General features: G+C 43.8%; 10 protein-coding genes. 5 read left to right on the top strand and 5 right to left on the bottom strand.

What is annotated here, in order from left to right; all coding sequences use genetic code 11:
- Nucleotides 1–711 precede the first annotated feature (711 nt).
- The 5 genes from P2W72_RS05955 to P2W72_RS05935 all read right to left on the bottom strand — a co-directional run bounded on the left by P2W72_RS05955 (nucleotide 712) and on the right by P2W72_RS05935 (nucleotide 7,570).
- Complete coding sequence (locus P2W72_RS05955) at nucleotides 712–1,959, bottom strand: membrane dipeptidase (RefSeq protein ID WP_276360035.1); 1,248 nt, start codon at nucleotides 1,957–1,959, stop codon at nucleotides 712–714.
- 76 nt (nucleotides 1,960–2,035) lie between these two features.
- Nucleotides 2,036–3,403, bottom strand: coding sequence for a hypothetical protein (locus P2W72_RS05950; RefSeq protein WP_276360033.1), 1,368 nt, complete (start codon nucleotides 3,401–3,403; stop codon nucleotides 2,036–2,038).
- A gap of 87 nt (nucleotides 3,404–3,490) precedes the next feature.
- Nucleotides 3,491–4,861, bottom strand: coding sequence for a hypothetical protein (locus P2W72_RS05945; protein WP_276360031.1), 1,371 nt, complete (start codon nucleotides 4,859–4,861; stop codon nucleotides 3,491–3,493).
- A 213-nt stretch (nucleotides 4,862–5,074) separates the two neighbouring features.
- Entirely contained in the window at nucleotides 5,075–6,436 is a 1,362-nt protein-coding gene (locus tag P2W72_RS05940) for a hypothetical protein (RefSeq protein ID WP_276360028.1), read from the bottom strand.
- A gap of 279 nt (nucleotides 6,437–6,715) precedes the next feature.
- Nucleotides 6,716–7,570 (bottom strand): ThuA domain-containing protein, encoded by an 855-nt coding sequence (locus P2W72_RS05935; protein WP_276360026.1) that lies wholly within the window; start codon nucleotides 7,568–7,570, stop codon nucleotides 6,716–6,718.
- 184 nt (nucleotides 7,571–7,754) lie between these two features.
- Between P2W72_RS05935 and yiaK the strand changes: the two genes are divergently transcribed.
- The 5 genes from yiaK to aroC all read left to right on the top strand — a co-directional run bounded on the left by yiaK (nucleotide 7,755) and on the right by aroC (nucleotide 13,613).
- Nucleotides 7,755–8,738: a 3-dehydro-L-gulonate 2-dehydrogenase gene (yiaK, locus tag P2W72_RS05930; RefSeq protein WP_276360024.1), complete on the top strand. Its 984-nt coding sequence runs from the start codon at nucleotides 7,755–7,757 to the stop codon at nucleotides 8,736–8,738.
- Nucleotides 8,739–9,159: 421 nt separating this feature from the next.
- The gene (locus P2W72_RS05925; protein ID WP_276360022.1) at nucleotides 9,160–9,987 is read left to right on the top strand and encodes a prephenate dehydratase; all 828 of its coding nucleotides are present in this window, start codon (nucleotides 9,160–9,162) and stop codon (nucleotides 9,985–9,987) included.
- Nucleotides 9,988–10,053: 66 nt separating this feature from the next.
- Nucleotides 10,054–11,160, top strand: a complete 1,107-nt coding sequence (locus tag P2W72_RS05920; protein ID WP_276360019.1) for a chorismate mutase — start codon at nucleotides 10,054–10,056, stop codon at nucleotides 11,158–11,160.
- Nucleotides 11,160–12,398: a 3-phosphoshikimate 1-carboxyvinyltransferase gene (aroA, locus tag P2W72_RS05915; protein ID WP_276360017.1), complete on the top strand. Its 1,239-nt coding sequence runs from the start codon at nucleotides 11,160–11,162 to the stop codon at nucleotides 12,396–12,398. The genes P2W72_RS05920 and aroA overlap by 1 nt, the downstream gene beginning before the upstream one ends.
- Nucleotides 12,399–12,509: 111 nt before the next feature.
- Nucleotides 12,510–13,613: a chorismate synthase gene (gene aroC / locus P2W72_RS05910; RefSeq protein WP_276360014.1), complete on the top strand. Its 1,104-nt coding sequence runs from the start codon at nucleotides 12,510–12,512 to the stop codon at nucleotides 13,611–13,613.
- The last annotated feature ends 223 nt before the right edge of the window (nucleotides 13,614–13,836 follow it).

Genomic DNA, 13,836 nt, shown 5'->3' with positions numbered 1-13,836 from the left:
GAAGAAGCAAACACAGAACCTTCTCTAACTATAAACCAGCATGTTAATCCTTAACTTAATGACATTGCCCTTCAGGGTCAGGCATGTTTATATTTTTATCCAGAGCACCTCAATTAAATGCTGACCAGATTATTTTGAAACCTCATTTTATTGAGTCCAGATACCGGTGAATATTTACATTTATCAGTTCATTAAAATGACAACCCTGGAATACTATCGGGTCGGCCCATTTGCTAATCACTAGTGTCCGGGGAAAGTATTTATTAAGGTTTAGCCCGGCAGCAGAATTGAAACTCTTGCCATATTTAGGAAATAGGGTATTTTATTAATGATTGAATTATTTTAATCTGGGGTATAGACGTATCGCTCAATAGGGCCTGCCTTTAGGCGGGTTGTAATCGGCGTGATTCAATTCGGGCTTCAGCCCCACATATAGCAGGTTAGAAAATAACGTAAACCGGTGCTTCAGCGCCGACAACATTTAATCGTGCTGAAGCCCGATGCGGGTGTTCCGGTATAAACGGATTATTTTGGGCTGAAGCCCGGAATATCCCACTTGTATACCCCGCTTAAAAGCGGGGCCTATTGAGCGAGTGCGCTAATAGTGGGGCTTGCTTTTTGAAATCGGGAAATAAAATCGTTCACGATACTTTTAAAAAGGATATTTTTAAACATTTTATTTTTACCGGACAACAATAATTTGCTAATTCGCTAACTCCCCGTCACCTCCCTAATCACCCTCAGCCAGTTCAATCCCAGGATCTTTTTGATCCGCTGATCACTGTAACCAAGCCTTTGCATGGCCATGGTAATCTGAGGAAAATCGCTGATATCTTTGATTTCGCGGGGCAGTTCCGGACCGCCGTCTAAATCGGAACCCAGGGCCATATGATCCTCACCCACTAATTGTACACCATAATCAATCACTTTAGCAAGCTGATCTACATGCATCCAATACTCTTCGGGGATGGTACCTCTGAAACTTAACGGAACTTCTTTAAGTACTTCCCTGTCTACTTCCTCAATTGTTTTCAGAGGAGCAGCCTGTACAGTGCCCGGCTTTGTCTCATTGGATTTTTTCTGTCCCTGCTGCCATTTCCAGTATACAGGATTATTAAACAGGCTTCCGAAGTGAATACCGATCACTCCACCTTTGGCTGCGACAGCTTTTGCCGCTTCGTCGGTAATACAGCGCGGATGTGGTACAATGCCGTAAAAGCCTCCGTGACTATAAATCACCGGATGTTTACTGGCCTCAGCGCTTTGCAGAATGGCCTCATTTGAGGCGTGGGCGATATTGATCACCATTCCAAGGTCATTCATCTCTCTGATAATCTTTCTTCCGTGATCATTGATACCACCCCAACGGCGCACATCATTGCAGGTATCAATAAAAGCATTTGTGGTATTATGTGCCGTAAGCTGTGCGGATCTGAGTCCTAAACGATGCAATGCCCTGAGCAGATTGATATCGCCATCCATATCCCATGGGCCTTCCAGATCGAGGAATGCTGCCATTTTGCCTTTTTTATTGATGCGCTGAATATCGCTGGCATTCAATGCCAGCTCGATCATCGAATGATTCTTCTCAATCTGTTCTAAAGCGAGGTTCACTACACGGAAAGTGTTTTTCACCTCAAACCTTCCCGGATAATAATGTTCAGGAGTATAGACAGAAAAGAACATCGCATCCACACCACCTTCTTTAGCTCTTGGCAGATCGACATTTCCATCCAGATAACGCTGGCCGATATCGGTTCCCTTCAATAACTCACGGGTCATGACATGGGTATGTCCATCCATCACAAATGCCTTGCGGTGCAGATCAGGCATCGGTTTATTCTGAAAATTAAATGGCGCATTATTCACTGCCGCAGGAGCAGCAAAAAGTGAATCTATTGGAAAACTTCCGGCTAAGGGAAGGAGTGTTAAGCTTTTTATAAGGTCTCGGCGTTTCATTAATCTGTTGTCTGTTGTCTGAATGAATTAAGCTGATTTGAAATAGCAATTATCATTCCATATTATGATTTATTTTCTATTGGCTGAACCCTCTGATGTAAGGACGTGCCGGTGGGCGTTGTCCTTTGTTAAATTGCGCTCCACGGGTCGGGCGATAAGTCATATTCAGGAAAGGAGTTTCAATCCGGCGTCCAACCGGAGAGTACTTGCTGCCTTCCCAGTTTGATTCCATATACTGATTGGTAATACCGGTGGTCAGCAGGAGGCGTTCAGCATTGAATGGTTCCTTTTTAGTCAGCATCATTTCTACGATCCAGTGTGGCTGGGCGTTCGAAGCATGGTACTGATCGAACGGACCCGGGAAATTCAGTAAAGATACGATTGTTGGCTCATTTTGTCCTTCAATCTCTCCGGCATAGGTCCATCCTGCCCCCTGACTGCCAATGATAGCTGCCTGCGTTCCATCATTATATTCGATAATACAAATGTTTGTCCGCGGGGCCGACTGGAAATGTCCCGGCTTAAAATCTAAACTTTTAGCTACCGCATCCAGCAGTTTACCTGCCCAGCTGTTGCTTTCCACCCACTTCCATGCTTCCGGTCCACGGATGGACTGAATCGATTTCACCCCTGTTTCTCCACCCTTACGACGCTCATTGAAAGCCTGCAGCAATTCAATGCAATGGAATATGGCACCCTCATCCGGAGTGGCACCTACAACAATGGAATGCTTTATGGGTGTATCATTTTTCAGTTCAATTTCCGGCTTTCGGTAATATACCGGAAGCAAGGACCCACCGGTCAAAGGAAATCCTAATTCACGTGATTTGTCAAACATCCACTTCGCATCATCCCAGTTATAAGAAAGATGCTTATCATTAAATACCGGTACTGAACGCTTACTTTGTTCGAATACACGGATAACCTGATTGTAAAGCCACCAGCGTGGCAGAAGCCAGTGCCCCTTCATATCTGTGGCATAATCACCATGCTCTCCCACGATTACCACACCATCCACAGCAAGTTCCTTTCCCCCAAGTGTTACGGCTTCAGCTACCGACCTGTAAACAGGGATACCTTTTGCTTTGGCAACCTTCTGGCCAAGCTGACTTGCATCGTGCTGATGCAGATAAACCGATACAATTTCTATTCCCGAATCAAGATGAGCTCCCTGCCACCAGTAACCATCAATCAGTTTATTTACCAGCCAGTCGGCATGCGATCTGGTAGCAGCCCAATAGGTTGCCAGAACAGCTACACGTGGCTTTCGCTGCTGAGTTCGTCCCAGAGCATCAGTTGAAAATCCCGTTAAGGCAGTTAAACCTGCTATACCTCCTATTCCCAGCATTTCACGACGGGTAAAGCTTGGATTTGATTCTATAATTTCATTTATTGGAAATGAATCAGCCTCCCCGACTATCATTTCAGTTTTTTTCTTTGACATATATTAAATTTCTAACAAAACAGCGTTCGCCGTTCAACCAACCGTCTAACTACTAACTACTAAATACTAAATACTAACATCTAACATCTACTGATCAAATCCCCGTATATAAGGACGTGCCGGTGGGCGCTCTCCTTTACTGAACTGCGCTCCGCGTGTAGAGCGGTACCTGATATTCAGGGCCGGTGTTTCGAGGCGGCGTCCAACAGCAGAATACTTGCTGCCTTGCCAGTTTGATTCCATATAGTGGTTTGTAATACCGGTCGAAAGAAGTAATCGCTCGGCATTAAACGGTTCCTTTTTAGTCAGCATCATCTCGGTAATCCAGTGTGGCTGAGCATTGGAGGCATGATATTGGTCGTAAGGACCGGCCCATCCAAGCATAGAGATGATCGTCGGCTCTTTACGTCCTTCAATCTCACCGGCATAGGTCCATCCCACTCCTCTGCCACCAATTACAGCTGCTTTTGTTCCGTCATTGTATTCGATGACACATATATTTGTTTCAGGCGTCTGCTGAAAATATCCGGGTTTGAAGTCAAAACTTTTCGCCACTGAATCCAGCAGCTTGCTTGCCCATGTATTTCGCTCAACCCACTTCCAGGCTTCCGGTCCGCGGATGGACTGAACTGATTTAACACCCGACTCACCACCTTTGCGACGTTCTACGAAGGCTTGAAGCACATCAATGGCATGGAAAATAGCGCCCTCATCTCCGGTGCCTCCAACCACAATTGAATTTTTTATAGGCGTATCGATATCGATTTCAATCTCAGGTTTACGGTAGTAGATCGGTATTGATGAACCTCCGGTCAGAGGAAAGCCTAACTCACGGGATTTATCAAACATCCACTTCGCATCATCCCAGTTATAAGAAAGGTGTTTATCGTTAAATACCGGCACTGAGCGTTTGCTTTGCTCGAAAACCTTCACCACCTGCTGATAGATCCACCAGCGCGGCAATAGCCAGTGTCCCTTGAGGTCAGTTGCATATTCCCCGTGCTCTGCTACGATGACCACGCCATCCACAGCCAGTTCTTTACCTCCAAGTGTCACTGCTTCAGCTACTGATTTAAACACCGGAATACCTTTTGCTTCAGCCACTTTCTGACCCAACAGACTTGCATCATGCTGGTGAATATAAATAGAGGCTACATCCACCCGCGAAGGAGTGTATGCACCATCCCACCAATAACCATCAATCAGCTTGTTCACAATCCAGTCGGCATGCGATCTTGTAAAAGCCCAATAGCTGACAAGAACAGCTATACGAGGCCTTGCCTGCCTGTTATCGGGAAATGCAGCAGCTGCAGCGCTGCCGGTCAATGCGGTTAAGCCTGCCATACCCGTTATACCAAGCATCTGGCGCCGGGTAAAGAATGGATTGGCATCCATAATTTCATTAATTGGAAAGGAATCTGCTGCCCCTGTTGCAATTTCGGGTTGTTTTTTTGCCATAAATTTTTCTTATTAGGAATGAATATGCTGACCGGTCATTTTATCTGTATCCGGAAACTAATTTAACAATACTATTAATGATTCAGGAATGAATAAATGCCCCGGCATGTAACAAATAAATTGACAGACATTTGAAAATCCAATCAGATCCCTGGCCTGTAAGGCGCAGCGGATCGTCATTTTTCTTATCTTCTCCTGGCTCAGACACCAAACCTAAGAATCAAAGCCACGTATATAGGGGCGGTTTGGAGGTCGTTCTCCCTTTTGAAAGAGTGCACCCCGCGTAGAACGGTAGGATATATTCAGGAATGGCGTCTCGATTCTTCGTCCGACGTTTGAATAGCTGCCGTTATCCCAGTTTGATTCATTAAACTGATTCGTAATTCCGGTCGAAAGAAGCAGCCTTTCGGCATTGAACGGTTCCTTTTTAGTCACCATCATCTCAGTAATCCAGTGCGGCAGGCAGTTGGCGGCATGGTACTGCGAAAAGGGACCAGGCATTCCAAGCATAGATACAATTACCGGTTCACTGCGTCCTTCGATTTCGCCGGCATAAGTCCAGCCCACATTCAGACCGGAAATTACAGCACCTTTTGTTCCATCATTATACTCCACAATCAGGACGCTTGGTCTGGCATTCTCCTGAAAGTAACCCGGCTTCAGATCCAAACTTGTCCGCACCGCTTCAAGCAGCTTAGCGGCCCATGGATTGCGTTCAAGCCACTTCCATGTTTCCGGTCCTCTGATGTTCTGCACCGACTTTACGCCGGTCTCGCCTCCCCTGCGGCGTTCTACAAAACACTGAAGCGTATCGATACAATGGAAAATAGCACCCTCATCCTGAGCAACTCCGACCACTATTGAGTTCTTTATCGGTGTATCAATATCCAGGTCGATCTCCGGCTTGCGAAAATAGGTGGGTATGGAAGATCCTCCGGTCAGCGGGAAATTCAACTCCCGTGACTTATTAAACATCCACTTTGCCTCATCCCAGTTATAAGAAAGGTGCTTATCGTTGAAGACCGGTACCGAGCGCTTACTTTGTTCAAAAACCCGGATTACCTGATTATAAATCCACCAGCGCGGCAGGAGCCAGTGTCCCTTAAGATCTGTTGGGTAATTTCCGTGCTCACCGACAATAACCACACCGTCTACAGCAAGCTCCGTCCCACCCAGAGTAACCGCTTCAGCCACCGTCTTAAAGATTGGAACATTCTTCGCTTTGCAAACTTTCTGTCCCAGTCCGCTGACATCAAACTGATGAATATAAACAGACACCACGTCCACCCGCGAAGGAGTATGAGCACCCTGCCACCAGTAACCGTCCATTAGCTTGCAAATGATCCAGTCTGCATGAGATCTGGTTGCAGCCCAGTAACTGACAAGACAGGCGATACGGGGCCTGTGTTGTGGAGTCTGAGCAACAGCAGCGGCTGAAATGCCGGTCAAAGCCGTCAATCCGGCCATACCACTTACGCCGATCATTTCACGCCGGGTCAAGGTCGGGTTCGACTCCATACTTGCACTGAATGGATCTGCCGCCCAGCTTATATTTTCGGTTGGTTTCTTTGCCATATATTCTAATTTACCTGATCAGGAAGGAATCTGCCGCCCCTGTTATCCAATATAAATCTATAAAGCATTTAATGGTAATAATAAATGATTCGTAATTGTTACACTTTTTTCATTCCTCAATTGAGTGTGTAAAGGACAGCGGAGTGGCTTATTTCGGATATAAATTTCAGAAATTATCGTAAAGCTGAATAATTATCACGCTAAGGCGCAAATAGGTATGAAATAAACGACTGTTCGGAGTTCAGCTTTGATTTAGCGTCCTGGCGACTGACATTCAGATCACCTCTTCCCTGCAACCCATTTCAAAGCATTCAATACCAGTTTTTCCTGTTCAGGGTTAGCATAAGTATACGACAGGTTTTTTACATCCTTTCCATATTTATGCTCATAATCCATATCATTATGACCCATATTGAAATAGACCATTTTATAATTCCTGTTGGTCCATACCACCGGATAATAGCCACTATGCCAGATTTCGTGAGCTTTGGGTCCGGTTCCAAGCGGAAAGCTTTTAGGGTCGATGGCATAAAGAATCTCGATATCAGGATTTTTACTCAGATCATTTTTCCAGCGGTACCACTCATTGGGAGAAGCGGTGATTGTTTTATTCAGATGCCGGTAAACCGGATGCCTGGCCTGTTCGGCATGTAAATAAGCCCTGGTTGGTCTCCAAGTATTACTGAGGTATTCACCAGAACCTAAAAATTGCTGATGATACCAGTCCCAATCCTGCCTGAAAGCCGAAGGTGTTAGTGCAAATGCCGCAAAGTGAAATCCCAGCCATCCTCCCCCATGCTCCATATACTTCTGAAATGCTGCGCGCTGTTCCGGTTTTTCGGGGCGGGTATCCAGGAAAATCACTGCCTCATAACTGGACAGGTATTCATCATTCATCTTAGCCCAGTCATTGGTTGTCTCATATACAAAATTGTGCCGGGATGCCATACGCGAAAACCATTCATTGGCTTCCTGTACATAACTGATATGTGCCATATCGTTCTTTCCGGTATAAAAAGCGATTACCCTGAAGGCCGGCTTCCTGATTTTGCTCTGAGCCATAGTCGCCAACCCGGGAATGTAAATGAGCAGTAAAACCCAGATGGTTATCAGGATGTTTTTAATTTTAAGCATGATGTTTGATGAAGACCTGATTTCAAATTATTCAGCAATATAAGTATCCATGGTGTCCGGACAAAACGGTAAAAGGAGCACGGGATGCAAGACGGAGAAAGTGAAAAACGGAATATGAACCTGCTCCAGTAGAATTTTCACATTATACCAATTAATTGCCGTATAGTGTCTATTTTTAGTAGCTATGAAAGTTCCATTCGAAACCCTGAAAAAAGAGTTTAAACGTGTCCTGCTCCAACTGTCGTTCACAGAGGAAAAAGCAGAACTCTGTGCACATACTTTTGCAGCAAACAGTCGCGACGGGGTATATTCTCATGGCTTAAACCGCTTTCCTGCCTTTGTCAATACAGTCAGAGAAAAACAGGTTGATATCCATGCAGAACCCAAATTTCTTGAAAAGAATGGTTTAATCGAGATTTGGGATGGAGAATTCGGCATCGGAATCCATAATGCAAGTCTGGCTATGAACCGGGCAATTGAGCTCGCTAAAGCCAATGGAATCGGATGTGTAGCCATGCGGCATACCAACCACTGGATGCGCGGCGGAACCTATGGATGGCAGGCAGCTGATGCCGGATGCATTGGCATCTGTTTTACCAATACAATGGCCAATATGCCTCCCTGGGGCGGCAAAGAGCCCCGATTGGGGAATAATCCGCTGATCATAGCAGTACCCAGAGCTGAAGGCCACCTCGTTCTGGACATGGCCATGTCGCAATTCTCTTATGGTAAATTGCAGGATACCGATCTGAAAGGCATGGAACTTCCTGAGTACGGAGGTTATGATGTGGAAGGAAATTTAACACGGAATCCATCGGCTATCATTGAATCAAGAAGAGCCTTGCCAATAGGCTACTGGAAAGGATCTGGATTATCTTTTATGCTGGATGTATTGCTAACTGCAATTACAGGAGGCAGATCAACGGCAGGAATTGGCTCTACTGTTCGGGAATCGGGAGTTTCTCAGTTTTTCCTTTGCCTTTATCAGAGTGATATGCATCATCAGCTCATCGAAGAAATTATTCAGTACACTAAATCAAGTGCTCCGGTTGAACCCGGTGGACAAATCTTATATCCGGGAGAAAACACCCTTGAAACACGTAAAGAAAATGAGCTGCATGGGATTTCAGTGAATGAGAAGATCTGGGCTGAAGTGTTGAAAATGTAAATGAGTTAGATTTTATTCCTGTAGAACAATAATCTCACACCTTAGTTGTGGTCACAATCAGGAGTCAGTAATAAAGAAAATCCTGTAAATATTTCGGCACAAGTTTAAGTTCAGACGATATGATTCTACATATTTCAAGACTAATGAAAATATCGAATATTAAGAATTTAATAACAGAAACACCTTAAAACAGAAGAATTGTTAAAAATTCAATCAACTCATAAAAATATTTTCATTTTATTTTGACAGAATAAAATTTTGTGCTACATTTGAAAAACACAAAGATGAAAAATTCAACTACATATTACTTCGCTTATTTTTACTATCACGGTAAGAGCGGGGAAAATATGCAATAGATCTTAATATAGAAATTAGCAAAAAGTCCCTGCCATAAGCAGGGACTTTTTTATTTAACAGCAAAATGCAGAAAAAGCGAGTAGCAATTCAGGGTATCAAAGCTTCCTTCCATGAAGAGGCCGCGTTTAAGTTTTTCGGAACCGATATTGAAACCATAGAATGTGAGTCATTCAAAAAAACCTGCGAGGTTTTGAAAAACAAGCAGGCAGATTATGTGGTAATGGCTATTGAAAATTCAATTGCCGGAAGTTTACTGCCTAACTACAGCTTGCTGAGAGAATACAACTTTTCAATTGTAGGCGAAGTTTATCTGGCTATACAACTGCATCTGATGGCATTGCCTGGTGTAAAATTTGAGGATATTAAATATGTGCAGTCGCATCCGATAGCAATTCGTCAGTGCAGCGATTTTTTTGATGAATTCCCTCAATTACAGGTTGTGGAAAGCAGCGATACTGCGGCATGCGCAAAAAAGATCCGCGAAGAAAACCTGACAGATACAGCAGCCATTGCAAATAGTCTTGCGGCAAAGCTTTATGATCTTCAGATCATGGAAAGAAGAATAGAATCGAACAAGAAAAATTATACCCGTTTTCTGATTCTGGCAAATAAACCGCTTGAAAATACCGAGATCAACAAAGCTTCATTAAGCTTCCAGGTTGGAAATGCGGTTGGGGCATTGGCTGAAGTACTGAATATCTTCGCTGAGAATAAGATTAACCTGAGCAAAATCCAGTCTATGCCTGTACTTGGAAAACGTAATGAATACAATTTCTATGTAGATATCGAATGGAAAAACCAGGCCAACTATGATACCGCAATACGTAAAGTTCTAAAGCATACAGTGAATTTTACGATCATGGGTGAGTATCTGAAAAACGACAAAGTCTGATATATAAACTGAAAAATTACTATTTAAAATAATCCCGGTTAAAGGCCGGACCCAAAAACTACAACGATGAAATTAAATTTAAAATTACAGCCAATGAACACCTGGCTGGAGACTAAGAAAGAACCCCTGTTAATTGCAGGTCCTTGCAGCGCCGAAACTGAAGATCAGTTGATGGCTACAGCTCATTTACTTGCAAAAACAGGAAAAGTTTCTGTATTGAGAGCCGGTATATGGAAGCCGCGTACCCGTCCCGGAGAATTTGAAGGCATCGGAAGCATCGGATTAACCTGGTTAAAAAGAGCTAAAGAAGAAACAGGCTTACCTACAGCCGTTGAAGTTGCAACCGGAAAGCACGTTGAAGAAGCGCTGGCAGCAGGTGTTGATATCCTGTGGGTTGGTGCCCGTTCAACGGTAAACCCGTTCACCGTACAGGAAATTGCCGATTCACTGAGAGGTGTTGATGTTCCGGTACTGGTAAAAAACCCTGTAAACCCTGATCTGCAATTATGGGTTGGTGCTTTAGAGCGTATAAATAATGCAGGTATCACAAAACTTGGAGCAATTCACAGAGGTTTTTCATCATTTGAAAAAACCGCATTCAGAAATGAACCAATGTGGGAACTTGCTATTCAGCTAAAAACTATTGCTCCGGAACTTCCGATCATCAATGACCCAAGCCATATCTGCGGTAACCGCGAACTGATTCAGTATGTAGCTCAGAAAGCTCTGGATCTGGATATGCAGGGATTAATGATCGAATCGCACCTTGATCCTTCTGTAGCATGGACTGATGCCAAGCAGCAGCTTACTCCTGCAGCTCTTTCTGAACTGATGGATCTGCTGACGCTTCGTAAGCCTGAGATAAAAGACAAAGAATTTACTGATAAACTTGCCGATCTTCGTGCAGCGATCGATAAAATTGATGATCAGATCATTCAGAAAATTGCGGAAAGAATGCAGGTTGTTCAGAAGATTGGTGAATACAAGCGCGATAACGGAGTAACCATTCTTCAGGTAAACCGCTGGGATCAGATCATGCACAAACGCAGCGCATTCGCCAGTGCCCTGAAACTGGATCAAAACTTTACCGGTAAATTATTAGAATTGATCCATAGCGAGTCGATCCGTAAGCAAACTGAGATCATGAATGAAAAACTTGCCCTTGAAGAATAATGAGTTCCGCAAGTATAAAGATCTCAACAAAGCATAAACAGCTGAATTGTACCATCCCTCTGACCGGGTCGAAGAGCGAAAGTAATCGCGCTTTGATTATGCAGGCTCTGAGTGAGGGTGCAGTTCAGGTGAAAAATATTTCTGAAGCTGCTGATACGGTTACTCTGAACAATATCCTTCAGGCGGGTAAGCAAGCTGTAGTTGATATTGGTCCTGCTGGAACAGCCATGCGTTTTTTAACTGCCTTCTTTACTATTCAGGACGGAGAAGTAATCCTGACCGGATCAGAACGCATGAAACAAAGACCCATCGGCGTTCTGATTGATGCACTCAGAAGCCTGGGAGCAGATATCAGCTATACCGAAAATGAAGGCTACCCTCCGCTCAGAATCAGGGGGCCATTTAAACCTGAAAGTGATCAGGTTAAGATTAGGGGCAATATCAGCAGTCAGTATATTTCAGCTTTACTTCTGATTGCTCCCAGACTTGAAAAGGGTTTAAAGCTGATTATTGAAGGAGAACTGACTTCCAGACCTTATGTTGAAATGACATTGGCGATGATGGAACAGGCAGGGATCAAACATCAGTGGAATGAAAATGTAATCAGTATTGCTCATCAGCCTTTTACAAAATCGGAAATCAGTATTGAACCCGACTGGAGTGCCGCATCTTACTGGTATTCTATTGCAGCATTGGCAGAGGAAGCAGAAATTTTTCTGAGAGGTTTGACCAAATACAGCCTTCAGGGTGATAGTAAGATCACTGAGATTATGGCGAATTTCGGTATTAGCTCAGAGTTCAGAGATGGCGGAGTCTATCTGAAAAAAGAACCTAAGAAACTGGAACGTAAGATTTTTGACTTTAAGGAATGTCCGGATCTGGCTCAGACCGTTATTGTTTGCTGTGCTGCATTGAAGCATGATGCTACTTTCACCGGACTGGAAACTTTAAAAATCAAGGAAACTGACCGTGTAAATGCACTGCAAGTTGAACTGGCCAAAATCGGTGTAAAACTGATAGAGAAAAATCAGACTTACAAACTGGATTGTTCAGAACTTGATCTGAATAAAAATATCACTGTGGCTACCTATGATGATCATCGTATGGCAATGGCATTTGCACCTCTTGCATTAGTAATGCCCGGACTTGAGATCGAAGATCATCTGGTAGTAGAAAAATCATATCCTGATTTCTGGAAGCATCTGGGAATAGCGGGATTTGAATTAAATAGTATCTAGTAGTTAGTATTTAGTAGTTAGATACATCCTACTTAGAAAAGACGCACTACCTAATACTTAGAACTTAGAACTTAATACTTACAACTTAATACTTACAACTTACAACTCAAAATGGCAGGAAACTCATTCGGACAATTATTCCGCATCAGTACATTCGGAGAATCACATGGAGCAGCAATCGGTGTAATCATTGATGGCTGTCCTTCGAATCTGGAGGTAGATATGGACTTTATTCAGTCAGAACTGGATAAGCGCAAGCCCGGTCAGTCTAAGATTACCACACAGCGTAAGGAAAGTGATACGGTTCAGGTACTTTCAGGAATATTTGAGGGCAAAACTACCGGAACTCCGATTGCCATGATTATTCCGAATGAGGATCAGCGTTCAAAAGACTATTCCCATATCAAGGATGCCTACAGACCATCCCATGCGGATTATACCTATGACGCCAAGTATGGTCACAGGGATCACCGCGGAGGCGGAAGATCATCTGCCCGCGAAACTGCTGCAAGGGTAGCTGCCGGAGCCATTGCCAAACTGCTTTTAAAAGCTTCGGGTATCGAGATCTTTGCACATGTTTCTGCCGTTGGCACCATTGAATCTCCGAATATTGAAATTAATTCCATCGCAGAGCTGACCGAAATCAGAGAGAATAATATAGTCAGATGTGCAGATCCGGCCACTGCAAATCAAATGATTGACCTGATTGATGGAATCCGAAAGGATGGTGATACCATTGGCGGTAAAATTTCATGCGTGATCAGAAATTGTCCGGTTGGCCTGGGTGAGCCTGTATTCGATAAACTGCATGCCGATTTGGGTAAAGCAATGTTAAGTATTAATGCAGTACATGGCTTTGATTACGGTTCCGGATTTGCGGGATCAGAGATGAAAGGATCTGAGCATAATGATTTGTTCGTTCAGCCATCTGCAGACAGTGATGAAAAAAGCTTCCGTACACTTACCAATTTCTCAGGGGGGATTCAGGGCGGAATTTCCAATGGAATGGATATCACCTTCCGTGTGGCTTTCAAACCGGTTGCTACAATCATGCAGAATCAGGCCAGTCTTGATTCAGCCGGAAATGCAGCAAATGTTCAGGGAAAAGGAAGGCATGATCCATGTGTAGTACCCCGGGCTGTTGCAATTGTTGAGTCTATGGCCGCTCTGGTGCTGGCTGATCATTTACTGAGAAACAGGGTAACTAGATTGTAATACATTAAATACCATCACTCCGTCCTTTCGACGAGCGAACGAAATTCATCCGTACAAGAATAATTTTAAGCGAGGAGAAATCTGTTGATTATGGGTTCTGGCTTCAGTCATGAGATTTCTCTTCATTCTTCCTTCGACCTACCTGCCGGTAGCTACCCTGTATACACAAATATTGAGATTAAACGAGCAAAAGATGGATTAAAATCGAGTTCTATAACATCAT

It is taken from the genome of Daejeonella sp. H1SJ63 (genome assembly GCF_029360775.1).
Lineage (GTDB): Bacteria > Bacteroidota > Bacteroidia > Sphingobacteriales > Sphingobacteriaceae > Daejeonella.
Note: the sequence above shows the minus strand (reverse complement) of the source record. Positions and strands in the feature narration are given on the sequence as shown.